Here is a 16,982-nt window from a genome sequence, read left to right as displayed (position 1 = left end):
TGCGGCCCGGTCGCGTCAGAGGGGAAGGTCGCCGGTGCCGCGGCCCAGCCACTTCTTGGACAGGGCCTCCAGCTCGCCCGACGCCTTGGCGGCCGCGATGATGGCGTTGACCTTCGCCAGCAGCGCGTCCTCGCCCTTGGCGACGCCGACGTAGCAGGGGCTGTCCTTCAGCAGCAGCTTGTATTCGGTGTTCAGCCCCGGGTTGCGCTGCATCAGGTTGCCGGCGACGGCGGCGCTGGTGGCCAGCAGCTGGGTCTGGCCGGCGGCGAAGGCGGCGATGGTGGCGTTGTTGTCCTCGAAGCGCTTGTATTCCAGCGTGGCCGGCGCGACCTTGGCCAGCTCCTGGTCCTCCATCGCGCCGCGCGTGACGGCCACGCTCTTGCCGGCCAGGTCGGCCCAGCTCTTGATGGGCAGGCTCTTGGCCGCGAACACGGCCTGGTAGAACGGCGCGTAGGCGGCGCTGAAGTTGATGACCTTCTCGCGGTCCGGGTTCTTGCCCAGCGTCGAGATGACCAGGTCGGCCTTCTTGGTCTGCAGGTAGGGGATGCGGTTGGCGCTGGTGACCGGCACCAGCTCGGCCTTGACGCCCAGCTTGGCGGCGATCAGCTCGGCCATGGCCACGTCCAGGCCCTGCGGCTTCATGTCGGGGCCGACGAAGCCATAGGGCGGGTAGTCGGTCGGCACGGCGATCTTGACCGTCTTGCTCTTGGTGATCGTGTCCAGCGCGGTCTGCGCCTGGGCGCCCAGGGCGAACAGGCCGGTGGCCAGCGTGAGCAGCAGGCGGCGGGAGAACGTCGGGGTCATAGCAGGGCTCCTAGATAGGCCGGTTCGGCAGGGTTGGCAGGGTCGAGGGTGGCGGACATGGGCAGCGGCGCCAGCGCGTCGCGCAGCGGCTGCAGCGGGTCGTCGTCGTCGGTCGTCAGGTGCAGCGCGGCCTGCACGCTGCTGAGGTGTTCGGCCATCAGCGCCTCGGCGCGGGCGCTGTCGCCCGCGGCCAGCGCCGCGACGATGGCCACGTGGTCCTCGCAGGACCGCACCGCGTCGTGCGAGGACTGGTAGCGCATCGCGATCAGCGTCGTGCGCGCGGTGAAGTCGCGCAGCGTGTCGGCCAGCAGGCCGTTGCCCAGGCACTCGGCCAGGCAGACGTGGAAGTCGCCGAGCAGGAAGCTGCGCGTGCCGACGTCGTCGCCCTGCAGCGCGGCCTGCTCCTGCTGCAGGTGTTGGTTGAGCCGGGCGATCGCGCCCTCGTCGAGGCGCCGCTGGCCGCGGATCAGCCCCAGCTCGATGACGCGGCGCGCCTCGAAGGCCTCGCGCACGTCGTCGGGCGTCGGCGCGATCAGGTACCAGCCGCGCCGCGCGCTGACCGTGACGATGCCGCGCGCGGCCAGCCGGGTGAGCGCCTCGCGGACGATGGTGCGGCTGCAGTCGAACAGCATCGCCAGCTGCTGCTCGCCCAGCCGCGCACCGGGCGCAAGCCGCTGCGCGAGCACCGCTTCAACGATGCGCTGGCTGATGTCGGTGGCGGAGATGCCCATGCAACGCCTTTCGCAGCTTCCGTGCCAGCGCCCATCTCTCTTGTATGCAAGACGTGCGCACAACTCTGGGACGGCTCGCGGCACCGGCGCAGTGCCATCGGCATGCGGGCGCACCAAGGCGAGGCGGCAACGCGGCGCCCGGGCGCCGGTTACGCTTCGCGCCTCACCGTGCTGCCCGCTTTCCGATGCGCCTGCTCCTCGTCGAAGACGACCCCATGATCGGCGACTCCCTGCGCGAGGCCCTGCGCCGCCAGGGCTTCGCGGCCGACTGGGTGCGCGACGGCCAGGCCGCCGATGCCGTGCTGGCCAGCGGCGAGCGCTTCGACGCCGTGCTGCTGGACCTGGGCCTGCCCAAGCGCAGCGGCATCGAGGTGCTGCGTGCGCTGCGCGGCCGCGGCGACGCGACGCCGGTCATTGTGCTGACCGCGCGGGATGCGCTGGCCGACAAGGTCGCCGGGCTGGACGCGGGCGCGGACGACTACCTGGTCAAGCCGTTCGAGCTGGACGAATTGCTGGCCCGCCTGCGCGCCGTCGCGCGCCGCCTGGGCGGCCGCACCGACACCGCGCTGCAGGTGGCCGACCTGCGCCTGGACCCGGCCACGCGCGAAGTCACGCGGGCGGGCCGCCCCATCCTGCTGTCGGCGCGCGAGTTCGCGCTGCTGGAGGCGCTGCTGGAGCGGCCCGGCGCCATCGTGTCGCGCGCCCAGCTGGAGGACCGCCTCTATGGCTGGGGCGAGGAGCTGGAGAGCAACGCCATCAGCGTCTACATGCACCAGCTGCGCAAGAAGCTCGGGGCCGACCTGCTGCACACGGTACGCGGACTGGGCTACTACGCAGGCCCCGAGAAATGAGGCCCCTCGTCCGGTCTCGCACCGCTGAACGCAGGCCCGGCCCGAACAGACCGCTCCTCCATGGCTAAACCGCTTCTCTCCACGCTGCGCGGGCGCCTCTTCGCACTGCTGGCCGTGCTGGGCGCGGTGACGGCGCTGGCCGTCGGCGGCGCCACCTATGTCAGCGTGCGCGCCGAGGCCGACCAGCTGTTCGACTACCAGCTGCGCCAGACGGCGCTGTCGCTGCGCGACCAGGGCCGCGTCGACGGCGATGACGCGGCGACGCTGGCCGACCCCAGCCTGGACTACGTCGTGCAGATCTGGTCGCTGCAGGGGCTGGAGCTTTATTCCAGCCGGCCGCAGGGCATGACCGAGCCGCTGCCGGCGCGCGCGGTGCTGGGCTTTTCCAACCTGCGCCTGGGCGGGCAGGACTGGCGCGTCTTCAGCGCCGCCACGCCGCTGCGTGTGGTGCAGGTGGCGCAGCCGCTGGCCGTGCGCCAGAAGCTCGCCGCCCTGGCCGCGCTGCGCAGCGTCGTGCCGGTGGCCGTGGCCCTGCCCCTGGTCGCCTGGGCGGTGTGGTGGCTGATCGGCGTGTCCCTCGCGCCGCTGTCGCGCGTGGTGCAGGCGGCGCAGGCGGGCGGTGCCAACGCGCTGGACGCCCTGCCCACCGCCGGCCTGCCCGGCGAGATCGCGCCGCTGGTGGAGGCCTTCAACGGCCTGCTTGGCCGCCTCTCGGCCGCGTTCGACACGCAGCGCAGCTTCGTCGCCGATGCTGCGCACGAGCTGCGCTCGCCGCTGACGGCGCTGAAGCTGCAGCTCGGCCTGCTGCGCGACGCCGCGCCCGGCGAACAGCAGGACGCCGCCATCGCCCGCCTGCGCGGCGGCATCGACCGCGCCGTCCACCTCGTCGAACAGCTGCTCGCGCTGGCTCGCGCCGAACCGGGCGCTGCGGCGGCCCGCCTGCCGCTGGATCTGGCCGAACTCGCCCGCCAGGCCGTGGGCGACGTGCAGCCACTGGCCGACAAGGCCGGCGTCAGCCTGGCACTGACGGCCCCCGACCCGCTGCCGCTGACCGGCGACCCGCAGGCGCTGCGGGGCGCGCTGCGCAATCTCATCGACAACGCGGTGAAGTACGGCGCACGAACGGTGCAAGTGAGCGCATCACGCAACCCGGGCGGCCCCGCCGGCGCGCCGCTGCTGCGCGTGGACGACGACGGCCCCGGCATCCCGCCCGAGCAGCGCGAGCGCGTGTTCGACCGCTTCCAGCGCGGCGAGGATGCGAGCGTCGAAGGCAGCGGCCTGGGCCTGGCCATCGTGCGCGCGGCGGCCCGGCAGCAGGGGGCGGACGTCAGCTTGGCGGACTCGCCGCTGGGCGGGCTGCGGGCGGAGATCCGATGGCCCGCTGAACCGCGCGCCTGACCTGCGGCACTCCCTAGCGGCTCGCCGGCGGACGCGGCCGGCGCTGCCAGCGATCGACGGCGCTCACGACGCTTTCCCAGGCGCTCCGGTCGTAGGTGACCGCGGCGAAGAGGTTGTCCTTGCTGGGCTGCTGCCGGGTGGCGGTGCTGGCGAGCAGCTCCAGCGGCTCGCGCGCCGCCGCGGCACAGCCGGGCAGGTCGGCGAACGCGGAACTCACCTCGTGGAACAGCACGCCGCGATGGAGTTCCGCGGCCTTGCGCGACGGCGATTCCACCGCCCGCAGGAAGATGCGCGCCCGGGCTTCGCCAAGCAACTCGACGCAGAACTCGCGGCGCCAGCCGGTCAGCATCTGCGCCGATGTCAATGGGGTCTGGGCTTCTTCAATCTGTAGGGTCATCGCGGCAGTCTGCACCACGCGCCATCGCCGCACCCCGACGGTTGTATCGCTATGCTTCGGCGCGCTGGCCGCGGCGGCGGCGGCGCTGGCCGACAGCGCGCTGGAAGTTGCGACAAGTTGCGAGCTGTTTCCTGATCGTCAGGCGCGCGCGCCCGTCGCCTCAATGCAATGCGGGCTCGCCACACTCGCCCACGTACTGCAGCAGCGGCGCCAGTGCCGCCTGCACGCGCGCCATCTGCGCGTCGGTGGTCAGCCCGGCCAGCGCCTTCTGGAACCGCGGCTCCAGCGCCCCCGAGACGATGTACTGCCAGCGGTAGGCACGCAGCGTGTTCACCTCGACCGCCGCCCGGTGCGCGGCGTCGACACCGGCCGCGTGGCAGAAGTAGGCCGCATCGGCACCGGCCTGCACCTGCAGCAGGCCGTCGACACCGCCGACGAGCTCGATCAGCTCGCCGACCGCCGCCTCGCGGGCGGCCGGTCCGAGCGCCGCGTCCTCGCGCACCCATTCGAGCTCGTCGAGGATGGCGTGCTGTGCCTCCTCCTTCCAGTGGAACAGGAACACGTCCTTGAACAGGTCGGACAGCCCGGCGGCGCCGTCGATGCTGGCGCGGTAATGGGCCTGCGAGAACAGCTCGATGTGGCAGGTCAGCGCCAGCACGGCCCAGCTGCACTTGCCGAGCACGAAGGCGGCGACGTCGTTGCCGTTGAGCTCGAAGCGGTAGCCGGGCGGCATGGCCTCGCCGGCCAGGCGCTCGATGCGGCGGAACAGCTCCTGGTGCTTGAGCTCCTCGTCGGTCAGGCGCACGAGCGCCTCGAACGCGACCTGGTCGCCGAAGCCGTGCGTGCGGCTCACGTCCAGCATCTTCACGCCGATGTACCGCTCGATCATGCCGAACATGTTGGCGTAGGTGCGGCCCTGCACCTGGCTGTAGAACAAGCGCTGCGCCGGCGTCAGGAACGGCAGCTCGTGCGCGAGCGACAGGCCGTCTGGCAGGAACTTGTGGGCGAGGTCGAAATGTCGGCCACGGATGACGTCGCGGTCGATGTCCCAGCGGATGCGCTTGGACGCTTCGATGCAACGCGCATAGCGGGCGCTGTCGGGGACGATGGTGGCGGTGGCGGTTTGCATGGCGGTTCCTTCAGGCGTCGATGACGTGGCCGAAGGATGATGCGGACGGGTCGTGCGCGCCTGAGGCCGCGGTCCCGCACAAGCCCGTGGCGTGGTGGGACCGCCGCCCTACGCCAGCCCGGCGCCGCCCAGCCCGGCCGAGCGCGCGAGCACGATCGCCTGCGGTCGGTTCTCAACCTCCAGCTTGGCGAAGATGCTGGTGATGTGGTTGCGCACCGTCTTGTCCGACAGGCCCAGGACGGCGCCGATCTGTGCGTTGTCGCGCCCCTGCGCGATCAGCTCGATCAGCTCCCGCTCGCGCGGCGTCAGCACGGCCAGCCGCGCCGGGTCCACGACGGCCTCCCGACGGATGCCCATGAACTGCGCCACCTCCTCGGTCCAGCGCTGCCACGCCGGTTCATGCTCCAGCATCAGGTGGTTGCGCGAGTCCAGCGGCACGAACCTCGCCTGCGCGATCGCGCCGGCCAGCAACCGCCCCTCGCCGAAGGGCACGCGCAGGTCGCCGCTGGCATGCAGCACCAGCGTCGGGCAGGCCACCGCGGGCAGGTCGGCGGTGACGTCGACCTCGTACATCGTGCGCAGCAGCCGCGCCGCGTTGGCGGGCGAGGCCGACATGCGCTCCAGCTCGTTGAACCAGCGGTGCTGCTCGGGCGTGCCGTCGGGCACGAACTGGCTGGTGAAGAACTGGCGGAACGACGCGTCATCGCCGCCCCAGCCATGCTCGACCAACTGGATCACGGCGGCATCGAGCGGCTCGGCGCGGCATCGTCCCCGCGGCGGCGCCGGCCGCGCGCATAGCCGCCATGCAGGATCAGGTGCGAGACGCGCTCGGGGTGCCGCACCGCGTAGGCGATGGCCACCGGCGCGCCCTGCGACAGGCCCAGCAGCGCCACCTTCTCCTGGCCGCTCGCGTCCACCACCGTGCCCAGGTCGCGCACCCAGGCCTCGAACGACAGGTCCGCCACGTGCCAGTCCGACAGGCCGTTGCCGCGCTGGTCGTAGCGCAGCAGCGTGAAGCGCTGCGACAGCCAGCGCAGCAGGTGCCCCCAGACGGGGCTGCCGAGATCGAACTCCAGGTGCGACATCCAGGTGCCCACCTTCACCAGCGCCGGCCCGCTGCCGCTGGTGGCATAGGCGATGCGCACGCCATCCTCGGCAGTGGCGAAACGGATGGACTGGCGCAGCATGGCGGCATTCTGCGCGCGGCCTTAACTTTCGCCTCACCTTCCCCTCACCGGGCCCTCATCCGCGCTCCCTAGAGTCGCCTTCAACCGCTGCGCCGCAGCGCTTGAGGAGAACTCGATGACCCAGACTGCCAAGATCACGCTGACCGCCACGGCCGCGGCGCTGCTTGCTGCCGGCGTGACGCTCACCACCACCGCCTCTGGCTGGACCGTGCCCAGCCTGTTCAAGGACAAGGCGCCCAGCACCGCCACGGCCGACGCTGGCGGCGGCACGGCCGCACCGGTCGCGCAAGCCGCCCAGCCCGCGGCGCTGGCCGCGCCCGTCGTGGCAATGCCTGCAGCGCAGCTGCCGAACTACCGCGCCATCGTGCAGACCCAAGGCCCGGCCGTCGTCGGCATCACGGTCGCCGGCCTGCACAAGGTGGGCAATGCCGACATGGACGACGACGCGCCCGCAGCGCGTGGCCGTGAGGACGACGCCGACCCGTTCTTCCGCTTCTTCCGCGGCATCCCCGGCCTGCGCATGCCGCAGCAGGGGCCGCAGCCCTTCCGCGGCCAGGGTTCGGGCTTCATCATCAGCGCCGACGGCCTGGTGCTGACCAACGCCCACGTCGTGCGCGACGCCAAGCAGGTGACGGTCAAGCTCAGCGACCGCCGCGAGTACTCGGCCCAGGTGCTGGGCAGTGACCCTGCCACCGACATCGCCGTGCTGAAGGTGGATGCCAAGGGCCTGCCGACCGTGCAGCTGGGCGACCCCAAGCAGGTGCAGGTGGGCGACTACGTGCTGGCCATCGGCGCGCCCTACGGCTTCGAGCAGACGGCCACGCAAGGGATCGTCAGCGCCAAGGGCCGCTCGCTGCCGGGTGACAGCGTCGTGCCCTTCATCCAGACCGACGCGGCGGTGAACCCCGGCAACTCGGGCGGCCCGCTGTTCGATGCGGCCGGGCGCGTCGTCGGCGTCAACGCGCAGATCTATTCGCAGAGCGGCGGCTTCCAGGGCCTGGCGTTCTCCATCCCCGTGGACGTGGCGCTGAGGGTGAAGGACCAGATCGTCGCCCACGGCAAGGTCGAGCACGCGCGGCTGGGTGTGACGCTGCAGGACTTGTCGGCACCGCTGGCCGCGTCCTTCGGCCTGAACGCGCCGGACGGCGCGCTGGTGTCCAGCGTGCAGCCGGGCAGCGCCGCGGCCAAGGCGGGGCTGAAGGCGGGCGACGTGATCACCAGCGTGGACGGCGAACCGGTGCGCGTGGCGGGTGACGTGTCCAGCCGCGTGGGCCTGGCACGGCCGGGCGACAAGCTCAAGCTGGAGCTGTGGCGCGACAAGAACCGCGTCACCGAGACCGTCAGCCTGGGCCGCGCCGAGCGCGACCGGCAGGAAGCCAGCGCAGCGCCCGAGGGCGGCTCGCTGGGCCTGGCCCTGCGCCCGCTGGAGCGCCAGGAGCTGCGCGGCTCCGGCCTGGACCACGGCCTGCTGATCGAGCGCGTGACCGGCCCCGCCCAACTGGCCGGCGTGCAGCCCGGCGACGTGCTGCTGGCGCTGAACGGCAAGCCGGTGCAGGACGTCGAGGAGGTGCGCGCGGCGCTGAAGAGCAGCCCGAAGCAGGTGGCCCTGCTGGTGTCGCGCGACGGGCAGCAGATCTTCGTGCCGGTGCGGCTGGGCTGATCCGGTTTTTCTCGATGCACACCCTCCAGGCGGACCGCTCGGCCCGCCATTTTTCATGGCCGCGGTGAAAACTCCCGGCGGTGCCGGCCGGACGCTGCGCTAGGCTGCGCGCCGTCGCCGCAAGCCGCACCAAGAGCCCATGACCGCCACCCGCTGGACGCTGATCCTTCTCCTCACGACCGGCGCTGCAGCGGGCAGCTGGGTTTTCATGTCGCGCGAGCCGGTGGCCCTGCCGGCGGCAACCGCCGCCGCGCGGGGCGCATCGCCGCTGGGCCTGCCGCTGTCACCCGCGGCCGCGAGCGAGCCCGCTGCCAGCGCGGCCATGCGCGCCCCCGCACCCGTCGTCGCTTCGTCGGCTTCGGCACCTCGCATCGGTTCCGAAGGCTACGGCCCCCACATCGAGCGCGCCCAGGCGGGGAGCGATGCGGCAGCGGCCTGGGAGGCCATCCAATGGTTGCGCAATTGCACCACCACCGAGGCAAGGCGCTACAGCTTCGAGCAGGTGCGCGCCCAGGGCATCGAGCCGGAAATGATGACGCAGCTGATGGTGGAGGTCGACGCCGAAGCCCGGCGCTGCCAGACCGTCACAGCCCGGCACCAAGCCCTGCTGCCCGAGTTGGCCGCGCGAGCCATGCGCGCCGGCGTGCCCGAGGCGGCGGCGGCCTATGCCAATACCGTCTTCCCCGGCGGCCTGACGCCCAGCCAGCGACAGGAGGTCGCCGATGCCCTGCGCCGCGACGCCCGCGCCGGCGACGTCCGAAGCCTGCTCGGCGCGGCGCAGGCCAATGAGGCCTGGGGCCTGAGCGACGCGGAACGGCTGGCCTTCCTGGCGGCCTACGGCCAGACGCCCGGCCACGGCAGCACCGGGCTTAACGTCAAGTTGTACGCTGAACAGGGCGCCATCCGCCTCCAGGCCCCGCCGACGCCGGAGCAGCTCGTTGCGGCCAAGCTGGCGGGGCAGCAGATCGTCGAGCCGGCGCGCGCCAACGCGCAACCCTGAAGCCGCCCTCGAAGCTGCTCAGGGCATGCCATTGCCGACGAATTCGGCAAACCCGGGCCGCTCGCTGAGCTGCAGCAGCCAGGCTTCCACCGCCGGCAGCTCGACGCGCTCTATGGGCGCGTTCTTCCAGCGCTGGGCGGACAGGCCCAACACGATGTCGGCCAGCGTGAAGCGCTCGCCGCAGACATAGGCGCCGGTCTCGTCCAGTTGCTGATCGAGCATGCGCATGTGCCGGTTCCAGCCAGCAACGCTGGCCGCAACGGCCTCGGGCGTGGCCGGCTGGCCGCGCACCAGCGCCATGAAGGCCACTCGCCAGGAGTTGTTCAACTCGCCGGCCTGCCAGTCCATCCATTGCTCAACCGTGGCGCGCGCCTGCGGCTCGGCGGGCAGCAGCGCCGTCGCGCCCGCCTTGGCGGCCAGGTAGCGGCAGATGCTGTTGCTCTCCCACAGCGCGAAGTCGCCGTCGATGAGGACGGGAATGAGGCCGTTGGGGTTCAGCGCCAGGTACTCGGGCTCCTGCGGTGAACGGAAGCCCGCGCCCCAGTCCTCGCGGTCCAGGTCCAGGCCGATCAGGCGGGCGGTCCACATGGCCTTGCGGACGTTGATGGAGGTGAGGCGGCCGAGGAGCTTCATCGTGTCGTGCGGCAGGAGTTCATGACGGCCGCATGGTGCCCGCAGTGCCGGGCGCGCGCCGGCGCAGGGGCTTCAGCAAGCGGGTGCTTCAGTCCGGCGGCGTGGGGCCAGGCGGCCGGCGCTGCCGCCCCGCCTCGGTGAGCCAGACGCGCCAGCGGCCGCCGTCGTCGCAGGCCAGCCGCACCAGGCCTGGCCCCGGCACGCCGCCCAGGCTGGCCGCGCTGAGCGCGGTCAGCTCGCGCAGCAGCACGCTGACGCGCTCGTCCAGCCGCTTGGCCAGCCGCGCCAGCGCCACGCCTTCGCCCTCGTCCAGCTCGGCCAGCAGGCGCAGCAGCGCGCCGTCAGCCATGACGGCTCAACGTGACGGGGATGGACTTGGACGTGGGCGTGCGCGCGCCGATGGAGAAGCTCTGCAGCGGCACCAGGGGGTTGGTCTCGGGGTAGTAGCTGGCCAGGCAGCCGCGCGGGATGTCGTAGGCGACGAGCAGGAAGGCCTCAGCGCGGCGCTGCTGCACGTCGCCGCCCGCCTCGGCGATGTACAGGCTGGTGATGTCCACCCAGTCGCCGGCCTTCAGGCCCAGGTCGCGGATGTCGTCGGCGTGGATGAAGACGACGCGGCGGTGGCCGTAGACACCGCGGTAGCGGTCGTCGTGGCCGTAGATGGTCGTGTTGTACTGGTCGTGCGAGCGCAGCGTGGTGAGCGTGAACACGCGCACGTCACGATGCCGGTCCGCGACGCGCGCCACGGCCAGGTCGGTGGGCATCGCATGCGTGCTGAACTGCGCGCGGCCACTGGCGGTGACCCACTCGCGCTCGCTGGCCGTGTTGCGCAGCCTAAAACCCCCGGGCGCCTTGATCTTGGCGTTGAAGCCGGCGAAGTCGGGCAGCACCGCCGCTATCTTGTCGCGGATGGCAGCGTAGTCGCCGGCCAGCGCCAGCCACGGCGTGCGGCTGTGCGTCAGCGTGGCCGCAGCCATGCGCGCGACAAGCATGGGTTCGGACAGCAGGTGCTCCGAGGCCGGCGCGTTCATGCCGGCCGACAGGTGCACCATGCTCATCGAGTCCTCCACCGTGACGCCCTGCGGCCCCGTGGCCTGCACGTCGATCTCGGTGCGGCCCAGCACCGGCAGCACCAGTGCCTGGCGGCCGTGCACGACGTGGCTGCGGTTGAACTTGGTGGTGATGTGCACGGTCAGCTCGCAGCGCCGCAGCGCGCGCCAGGTGGCGGCGGTGTCGGGCGTGGCGGCGGCGAAGTTGCCGCCCATCGCGATGAAGACCTTGCCGCGGCCGTCCAGCATCGCCTCGATGGCGCCGACCGTGTCGAAGCCCGGCTCGCGCGGCGGCTCGAAGCCGAAGACCTCGCCCAGCTTGTCGAGAAACGCCGGGGCGGGCTTCTCGTAGATGCCCATCGTGCGGTCGCCCTGCACGTTGCTATGGCCGCGCACCGGGCAGGCACCGGCGCCGGGCCGGCCCAGGTTGCCGCGCAGCAGCAGCAGGTTGACGATCATCTGGATGGTCGCCACCGAATGCCGGTGCTGCGTGATGCCCATGCCCCAGCAGGCGATGACACGCTCGCTGCCGGCGTAGAGGTCGGCGGCCAGCTCGATCTGTTCGCGCGTGAGGCCGGCGGCTTCCACCAACGGCTCCCACGGCTGCTCGCGCAGCTCGGCGGCGAAGGCCTCGAAGCCCTGCGTGTGCTCGGCGATGAAGGCCATGTCGAGCGCCCCCTGCTCGACGACACGTTTGCACATGCCCTTCAGCAGCGCGAAGTCGCCACCCACCTTGAGCTGGAAGTAGTGGCTGCTGATCGGCGAGTCGCCGAGAGTCGCCATCTCCAGCGCGTTCTGCGGGTCGGCGAAGCGCTCCAGGCCGCGCTCGCGCAGCGGATTGAAGCTGACGACGCGTGCGCCGCGCTTGCGGGCCGCGCGCAGCTCGCCCAGCATGCGCGGGTGGTTGGTGCCGGGGTTCTGGCCGAAGACGAGGATGCAATCGGCCTGCTCGAAGTCCGCCAGCGTCACCGTGCCCTTGCCGACGCCGAGCGTCGGCTTCATCGCCGAGCCGCTGGGCTCGTGGCACATGTTGGAGCAGTCCGGGAAGTTGTTGGTGCCGTACTCGCGCACGAACAGCTGGTACAGGAAGGCGGCCTCGTTGCTGGTGCGGCCGGACGTGTAGAAGATGGCCTGGTTCGGGTCGGGCAGCGCATGCAGTTCCTTCGCGATCAGCGCGAAGGCGGCGTCCCAGGTGGTGCGCTGGTAGCGGTCCGTCTCGGCGTCATAGACCAACGGTTCGGTGAGGCGGCCGGTGGCTTCCAGCTCATAGTCCGACGCCTCGGCCCATTCGGCGAGCGTTTTCGCCCCGATCACCTCCGGCGTCGCCCGCCGCGCCGTCGCCTCGGCGGCCACGGCCTTGGCGCCGTTCTCGCAGAATTCGAAGGTGGAGCGGTGGTCGCGGTCCGGCCAGGCGCAGCCGGGGCAATCGAAGCCGTCGGCCTGGTTGGCGTGCAGCAGCGTCTTGCCGCCCTTGACGGTCACGCCTTGTTCATGGAGATGCTTGGCGACGCTCTTCAACGCGCCCCAGCCGCCGGCGGGGCCGTCGTACAGCTCGATCTTTTGGTCGCTCATGGCGAGGCAGCCTAGCACTGCGCTCCGCGCGCTGCGCAAGACGCCCGCACGTCAAACAGATGAATCAGTCGCGTGTTCAAAATCGGGCGGATTCGATGAAATTACTCCAAAAGGTATAATCAAATCAGGCTTGGAATACCGCTGGTATCCGAGTTCATTCGGGGTCGAGTTTGCGACCTTTTATTTTCGCCGGCACAGCGACAACTTGCGTCTCACGGGGCCGCTCGACTATTTGCCGTCACTCAGCGCTGAGTCGCGCGCCTGCATGCCGCAGCCGCCTCCGTACTGACAATCTGGCCGCGCCCAGATCCAAACACCCTTCGCTGCGATTCCCATTCGCAAATTTGAAAATCCGCGCCCTGACAGTGCGCCAATATTTAGAAAAGGCTCGTCCATGAGCAACAGCAAGATTTACGTCGGCAATTTGCCCTTTTCCGTGACCGACGCCAGCCTGCGAAGCAACTTCGCCGAGTTCGGCGGCGTCTCATCCGCCAAGGTCATGATGGACCGCGACACCGGCACTTCCAAGGGCTTTGGGTTCGTGGAAATGGCTTCCGCCGAAGTGGCGCAGGCCGCCATCGCGGCCCTGCATGGCATGTCCGTCGACGGACGTTCGATCGTCGTGAGCCTGGCCCGTCCGCGTGAAGCAAGCAAGGATGCCAACGGCTACGGCGCTGGTGGCTACACCGCAAGCAAGCGCTCGGACATCGGCTACGGCACGGGCGGCTTCGGCGGCGGTCGCTACTGAACCCGCGGCGGCCCGCGAACAACCGGCTCTCCCGAGCCGGTTTTTTTTCGTCCCGATGCGCCGCTATCCTCGTGCCCCCTCGGTCTGCATCCCGCCTTCGTAACAGCCATGCGACGCGTCCTCATCATTGACGACCACCCCAGCGTCGGCCAGGCGCTGGAACTGCTGCTGTCCCTGCACGACATCGAGGCCAGCGTCGCAGCCAGCCCGGCCGAGGGCCTGGCGCTGCTGGAGACGCGGCCCTTCGGCCTGGTCATCCAGGACATGAACTTCACGGCCGACACGACGTCGGGCGAGGAAGGCGAGGCGCTCTTCCGCGCCATCCGCGCGAAGCGCCCCGACCTGCCCATCATCCTGCTGACCGCCTGGACGCGGCTGGACGCGGCCGTGGCGCTGGTGAAGGCCGGCGCGGCCGACTACCTGGCCAAGCCCTGGGACGACGCCAAGCTCGTGGCGACCGTGGAGAACCTGCTGGAGCTGGGCGAGGCCAACCGCGAGATCGCACAGCTGCGCGAGGCGCGGCGCGAACGGCGCGCGGCGCTGGCGCGGCGCCACGACCTGGCCGGCCTCGTCTTCGCGTCCGACGCGATGCTGAACCTGCTGGAGCTGGCCGGGCAGATTGCCGCGGCGCCCGTGCCGGTGCTGATCACCGGGCCCAACGGCGCCGGCAAGGAATGCGTGGCCGCCTTCGTGCACGCGAACTCCGCCGCCCATGACGGCCCCTTCGTCGCGCTGAACTGCGGCGCGCTGCCGGCCGATCTCATCGAGGCCGAGCTGTTCGGCAGCGACAGCGGCGCCTACACCGGCGCGGCCAAGGCGCGCGTGGGCCGCTTCGAGGCGGCTGACGGCGGCACGCTGTTCCTCGACGAAATCGGCAACCTGCCGCTGGCCGGCCAGGTGAAGCTGCTGCGCGTGCTGGAGACGGGCCAGTTCGAGCGCCTGGGGTCGAGCAAGACGCGGCACACGCGTGTGCGCGTGCTGTCGGCGACGAACGCCGACCTGCGCGCGATGGTGAGGTCAGGCGCGTTCCGCGAGGACCTGTTCTACCGCCTCAACCTCATCGAGCTGAAGCTGCCGCCGCTGGCCGAGCGGCGCGACGACGTGCTGCCGCTGGCCGAGCACTTCCTGGCCGGCCGCGCGCGGTTCGCTGAAACCGCGCGCGAGGCGCTGCTGGCCCACCGCTGGCCGGGCAACGTGCGCGAGCTGAAGAACGCCGTCGAGCGCGCCTCGCTGCTGTGCCAGGGCGGCGAGATCACACCGGCGCTGCTGGGCCTGGAGGAGGCGCACGGCAACGGCGCCTGGCGCAACCTCGACGAGCCCAGCCGAGACGCCGTCGTGGCGGCGCTCGCCGCGGCCGGTGGCGTCGTCAGCCGCGCCGCCACGCAGCTGGGCCTGTCGCGCCAGGCGCTGTACCGGCGGCTGGAGCGTTATGGGATCACGCCGTGATGCGCGTGAGCCTGTCACTGCGCGCCCGGGCGCTGCTGGCGCTTGCGACCGCGGCGGTCGTGCCGCCGCTGGTCATCCTGGGCGTGCGCCGCGCCGGGATGGAATCCGGCGTGGCGCTGGGCGTGGCCATGCTGGTGATGCTGCCGCTGCTGGCCTGGCTGTCGGCAGTTTGGCTGGCGCCGCTGCTGCGGCTGACGCGCGCGCTGGAGGGCGCGGTGCTGAGTTACCGCGACGGCGATTTCAGCCTCAATCTGGCGCCCGACGGCCCGCGTGAACTCGTCCAGCTGACGCGGCTGCATGCCGAGCTGGGCCAGGCCCTGCGCGAGCAACGCCAGCACCTGGCGCAGCGCGAGCTGCTGCTGGACACCGTCGTGCAGAACACGCCCGTGGCGCTGGTGCTGACCGGGCCGGGCGGCCGGATCGCCATCGCCAACCTGGCCGCGCGCCAGCTGCTCGGCGACGGCCGCAGCCTGGCCGGGCTGGACTACGGCGCCGTCATCGCGCCGCTGCCCGAGGCGCTGCGCGACGCGCTCGCGGGAGATGCCGACCAGCTGTTCGCGGTGACCCTTGCCGACGGCAGCGAAGAGACCTTCCACCACAGCACGCGCGCCTTCCGCCTGCAGGGCCAGCCACACCGGCTGCGGCTGCTGCGGCGCATGACGCGCGAGCTGTCACGCGCCGAGGTCGCCACCTGGAAGCGCGTCATCCGCGTGCTCAGCCACGAGCTGAACAACTCGCTGGCGCCGATCTCGTCGCTGGCGCACAGCGGCGCGGAGCTGGCCCGGCGCGGCAGCACCGAGCGGCTGCCGCAGGTGCTCGCCAGCATCGGCGAGCGTGCCGCGCACCTGCACGGCTTCCTGAGCGGCTATGCGGCCTTTGCCAAGCTGCCGGCACCACGGCGCGAGGCCGTCGAGTGGGCGCCCTTCCTGAACCACCTGGGCACGCTGGGCGAGTTCAACCTCGACGGCGAGCTGCCCGCGCAGCCGGGCTGGTTCGACCCGGCACAGATCGGGCAGGCGCTGCTCAACCTGATCAAGAACGCGCACGAGTCGGGCAGCGACCCCGACGAGATCGCGCTGCGGCTGGCCGTGCAGGGTGCGGACTTGCGCATCGAGGTGCTGGACCGCGGCCCCGGCATGAGCGAGGCGGTGCTGGCGCAGGCGCTGCTGCCGTTCTACTCGACCAAGCGCTCCGAGCCGGGCTCGCAGGGCGGCACCGGCCTGGGCCTGGCGCTGGCGCGCGAGATCGCCGAGGCGCACGACGGCCGCATCGCCCTCGGCAACCGGGACGGTGGCGGCCTGCGGGTGGTGATCAGCCTCCCGCAGGCTCGATGAGAAACGCCGCGAGCGCGCTGAACGTCAGGAAGGCCAGCGCCGTGGACGACAGGATGATGCGGGCGACGCGGCCGTTGTCGGCGCCGTAGCGCTCGGCCAGCAGCGACACATTGCTGGCGCTGGGCAGCGCCGCGGCCAGCGTGAGCGCGACCAGCTGGCCGCCGGACAGCGGCGCCCCCATCCAGCGCACCGCCGCGCCGAGCGCGAACACCAGCGCGGGGTGCAGCAGCAGCTTGATGGCCGCCACCGGCAGGTACAGCGCCGGCGGTGTCACCCGCCCGGCCTGGCGGTTGGCACGGCCCGAGCGGCTCAGCACCGCGCCGATGGTGAACAGCGCCACCGGCGAGGCGGCGTCACCCAGCATCGATATGACCTTGGCCAGCGGCGCCGGCAGCACCAGGCCCCCGGCACCGGCCACCGCACCCAGCCCGATGGCCCAGGGCAGCGGGTTGGAGCCGGCGGCCTTGAGCGCCTGCACGAAGGCCGCCCGGCCCGCCACGCCGCTGGCGCCGGCCTGGGCCAGCGCGATGCACAGCGAGCTGGTGACGAACAGGTCGGCCAGGATGGTGCTGACGACCGGCCCCGCCGCGGCCGACCCCAGCAGCGCGACGATCAGCGGCACGCCCATGAAGCCGGTATTGGGGAAGGCCGCCACCAGCGCGCCGAAGGCCGCGTCCTTCATGCCGACGCGGGCGGACAGCGTGGTGGCGACGGTGAAGAAGACGATCAGCAGCGCCGAGGCGACGTAGACGCCCAGCAGCGCGGGGTTCAGCAGCTCCAGCAGCGGCGTGTCGCGCCCGAAGCGGAACAGCAGGCAGGGCAAGGCGAAGAACAGCACGAAGCCGTTGAGCCCCGGAATGGCGCTGTCGGGCAGCAGCCCGCGCTCGGCCGCCAGCCAGCCGCACAGCACCAGCGCGAAAAAAGGGAACGTTGTTGCGAGAACGGCCAGCATCGTGGGCGGCGAGTATCGGCGCCGTGAGCGAATGCGCGCACGCGCCGGGTTTGTGACGGCGTGGGATGGCGACACCCTGGGGTCACCCCTA

At 71.6% G+C, this 16,982-nt stretch carries 17 protein-coding genes; 7 read left to right on the top strand and 10 right to left on the bottom strand.

The features are described 5' to 3' along the window. Window positions 1-15: 15 nt before the first annotated feature. Both ASD35_RS02370 and ASD35_RS02365 read right to left on the bottom strand, forming a co-directional pair. On the bottom strand, window positions 16-804 hold the full coding sequence (locus tag ASD35_RS02370) for a transporter substrate-binding domain-containing protein (protein WP_056873290.1): 789 nt from the start codon (window positions 802-804) through the stop codon (window positions 16-18). After that, a complete protein-coding gene (locus ASD35_RS02365) occupies window positions 801-1,535 on the bottom strand; it encodes a GntR family transcriptional regulator (protein WP_056873289.1) in 735 nt (244 codons plus the stop codon). The genes ASD35_RS02370 and ASD35_RS02365 overlap by 4 nt, the downstream gene beginning before the upstream one ends. Before the next feature lie 185 nt (window positions 1,536-1,720). On the opposite strand from ASD35_RS02365, the gene ASD35_RS02360 reads away from it, so the two are divergent. Together ASD35_RS02360 and ASD35_RS02355 are read left to right on the top strand one after the other, a co-directional pair. Beyond that, window positions 1,721-2,386 (top strand): response regulator transcription factor, encoded by a 666-nt coding sequence (locus ASD35_RS02360; RefSeq protein ID WP_056873288.1) that lies wholly within the window; start codon window positions 1,721-1,723, stop codon window positions 2,384-2,386. Between the two features lie 60 nt (window positions 2,387-2,446). Next, window positions 2,447-3,784, top strand: a complete 1,338-nt coding sequence (locus tag ASD35_RS02355; RefSeq protein WP_056873287.1) for an ATP-binding protein — start codon at window positions 2,447-2,449, stop codon at window positions 3,782-3,784. Between the two features lie 13 nt (window positions 3,785-3,797). Here the strand turns inward: ASD35_RS02355 and ASD35_RS02350 are convergent, their stop codons facing one another. The 4 genes from ASD35_RS02350 to ASD35_RS28445 all read right to left on the bottom strand — a co-directional run bounded on the left by ASD35_RS02350 (window position 3,798) and on the right by ASD35_RS28445 (window position 6,497). Next, entirely contained in the window at window positions 3,798-4,199 is a 402-nt protein-coding gene (locus ASD35_RS02350) for a hypothetical protein (RefSeq protein WP_157275312.1), read from the bottom strand. A gap of 142 nt (window positions 4,200-4,341) precedes the next feature. Next, window positions 4,342-5,310 carry a hypothetical protein gene (locus ASD35_RS02345; protein ID WP_056873285.1) on the bottom strand — a complete coding sequence of 323 codons (969 nt, stop codon included), beginning with the start codon at window positions 5,308-5,310 and terminating at the stop codon, window positions 4,342-4,344. A gap of 108 nt (window positions 5,311-5,418) precedes the next feature. Then, the gene (locus tag ASD35_RS28450) at window positions 5,419-6,048 is read right to left on the bottom strand and encodes a LuxR C-terminal-related transcriptional regulator (RefSeq protein WP_369819185.1); all 630 of its coding nucleotides are present in this window, start codon (window positions 6,046-6,048) and stop codon (window positions 5,419-5,421) included. Beyond that, entirely contained in the window at window positions 6,045-6,497 is a 453-nt protein-coding gene (locus ASD35_RS28445; protein ID WP_369819184.1) for an alpha/beta fold hydrolase, read from the bottom strand. The genes ASD35_RS28450 and ASD35_RS28445 overlap by 4 nt, the downstream gene beginning before the upstream one ends. Window positions 6,498-6,612: 115 nt before the next feature. Here ASD35_RS28445 and ASD35_RS02335 point away from each other — a divergent pair, with 115 nt between their 5' ends. Both ASD35_RS02335 and ASD35_RS02330 read left to right on the top strand, forming a co-directional pair. Then, window positions 6,613-8,157, top strand: coding sequence for a Do family serine endopeptidase (locus ASD35_RS02335; RefSeq protein WP_056873284.1), 1,545 nt, complete (start codon window positions 6,613-6,615; stop codon window positions 8,155-8,157). A 139-nt stretch (window positions 8,158-8,296) separates the two neighbouring features. Beyond that, window positions 8,297-9,157, top strand: a complete 861-nt coding sequence (locus ASD35_RS02330; protein WP_056873283.1) for a hypothetical protein — start codon at window positions 8,297-8,299, stop codon at window positions 9,155-9,157. Window positions 9,158-9,175: 18 nt separating this feature from the next. Here the strand turns inward: ASD35_RS02330 and ASD35_RS02325 are convergent, their stop codons facing one another. From ASD35_RS02325 to ASD35_RS02315, 3 genes are all read right to left on the bottom strand, one after another. Beyond that, window positions 9,176-9,790: a glutathione S-transferase family protein gene (locus ASD35_RS02325; RefSeq protein ID WP_056873282.1), complete on the bottom strand. Its 615-nt coding sequence runs from the start codon at window positions 9,788-9,790 to the stop codon at window positions 9,176-9,178. An 88-nt stretch (window positions 9,791-9,878) separates the two neighbouring features. Beyond that, entirely contained in the window at window positions 9,879-10,139 is a 261-nt protein-coding gene (locus ASD35_RS02320; RefSeq protein WP_056873281.1) for a hypothetical protein, read from the bottom strand. Next, window positions 10,132-12,411, bottom strand: a complete 2,280-nt coding sequence (locus tag ASD35_RS02315) for an FdhF/YdeP family oxidoreductase (protein WP_056873280.1) — start codon at window positions 12,409-12,411, stop codon at window positions 10,132-10,134. The genes ASD35_RS02320 and ASD35_RS02315 overlap by 8 nt, the downstream gene beginning before the upstream one ends. Before the next feature lie 394 nt (window positions 12,412-12,805). Here ASD35_RS02315 and ASD35_RS02310 point away from each other — a divergent pair, with 394 nt between their 5' ends. The 3 genes from ASD35_RS02310 to ASD35_RS02300 all read left to right on the top strand — a co-directional run bounded on the left by ASD35_RS02310 (window position 12,806) and on the right by ASD35_RS02300 (window position 15,939). Next, entirely contained in the window at window positions 12,806-13,159 is a 354-nt protein-coding gene (locus tag ASD35_RS02310) for an RNA-binding protein (RefSeq protein WP_056873279.1), read from the top strand. 108 nt (window positions 13,160-13,267) lie between these two features. Beyond that, on the top strand, window positions 13,268-14,605 hold the full coding sequence (locus tag ASD35_RS02305; protein WP_056873278.1) for a sigma-54 dependent transcriptional regulator: 1,338 nt from the start codon (window positions 13,268-13,270) through the stop codon (window positions 14,603-14,605). After that, complete coding sequence (locus ASD35_RS02300) at window positions 14,605-15,939, top strand: PAS domain-containing sensor histidine kinase (protein WP_056873277.1); 1,335 nt, start codon at window positions 14,605-14,607, stop codon at window positions 15,937-15,939. The genes ASD35_RS02305 and ASD35_RS02300 overlap by 1 nt, the downstream gene beginning before the upstream one ends. Here ASD35_RS02300 and ASD35_RS02295 read toward each other — a convergent pair. Then, the gene (locus ASD35_RS02295; protein ID WP_056873276.1) at window positions 15,917-16,891 is read right to left on the bottom strand and encodes an AEC family transporter; all 975 of its coding nucleotides are present in this window, start codon (window positions 16,889-16,891) and stop codon (window positions 15,917-15,919) included. The two genes, ASD35_RS02300 and ASD35_RS02295, sit on opposite strands and share 23 nt — an antisense overlap. Between the last annotated feature and the right edge of the window lie 91 nt (window positions 16,892-16,982).

Source organism: Pelomonas sp. Root1444 (genome assembly GCF_001426885.1).
Classification (GTDB): Bacteria; Pseudomonadota; Gammaproteobacteria; order Burkholderiales; family Burkholderiaceae_C; genus Pelomonas.
The sequence above is the reverse complement of the archived record's forward strand: the minus strand, read 5'-3'. Positions and strand labels throughout refer to the sequence as shown.

Excerpts from the sequence above, each read along its gene's own strand:
- ASD35_RS02355 (WP_056873287.1), top strand. The coding sequence starts at position 2,447 with ATGGCTAAACCGCTTCTCTCCACGCTGCGCGGGCGCCTCTTCGCACTG.
- ASD35_RS02360 (WP_056873288.1), top strand. The coding sequence starts at position 1,721 with ATGCGCCTGCTCCTCGTCGAAGACGACCCCATGATCGGCGACTCCCTG.
- ASD35_RS02370 (WP_056873290.1), bottom strand. The coding sequence starts at position 804 with ATGACCCCGACGTTCTCCCGCCGCCTGCTGCTCACGCTGGCCACCGGC.
- ASD35_RS28445 (WP_369819184.1), bottom strand. The coding sequence starts at position 6,497 with ATGCTGCGCCAGTCCATCCGTTTCGCCACTGCCGAGGATGGCGTGCGC.
- ASD35_RS02365 (WP_056873289.1), bottom strand. The coding sequence starts at position 1,535 with ATGGGCATCTCCGCCACCGACATCAGCCAGCGCATCGTTGAAGCGGTG.
- ASD35_RS02335 (WP_056873284.1), top strand. The coding sequence starts at position 6,613 with ATGACCCAGACTGCCAAGATCACGCTGACCGCCACGGCCGCGGCGCTG.
- ASD35_RS02305 (WP_056873278.1), top strand. The coding sequence starts at position 13,268 with ATGCGACGCGTCCTCATCATTGACGACCACCCCAGCGTCGGCCAGGCG.
- ASD35_RS02345 (WP_056873285.1), bottom strand. The coding sequence starts at position 5,310 with ATGCAAACCGCCACCGCCACCATCGTCCCCGACAGCGCCCGCTATGCG.
- ASD35_RS02325 (WP_056873282.1), bottom strand. The coding sequence starts at position 9,790 with ATGAAGCTCCTCGGCCGCCTCACCTCCATCAACGTCCGCAAGGCCATG.
- ASD35_RS02300 (WP_056873277.1), top strand. The coding sequence starts at position 14,605 with ATGCGCGTGAGCCTGTCACTGCGCGCCCGGGCGCTGCTGGCGCTTGCG.
- ASD35_RS02320 (WP_056873281.1), bottom strand. The coding sequence starts at position 10,139 with ATGGCTGACGGCGCGCTGCTGCGCCTGCTGGCCGAGCTGGACGAGGGC.
- ASD35_RS02295 (WP_056873276.1), bottom strand. The coding sequence starts at position 16,891 with ATGCTGGCCGTTCTCGCAACAACGTTCCCTTTTTTCGCGCTGGTGCTG.
- ASD35_RS02310 (WP_056873279.1), top strand. The coding sequence starts at position 12,806 with ATGAGCAACAGCAAGATTTACGTCGGCAATTTGCCCTTTTCCGTGACC.
- ASD35_RS02330 (WP_056873283.1), top strand. The coding sequence starts at position 8,297 with ATGACCGCCACCCGCTGGACGCTGATCCTTCTCCTCACGACCGGCGCT.
- ASD35_RS02315 (WP_056873280.1), bottom strand. The coding sequence starts at position 12,411 with ATGAGCGACCAAAAGATCGAGCTGTACGACGGCCCCGCCGGCGGCTGG.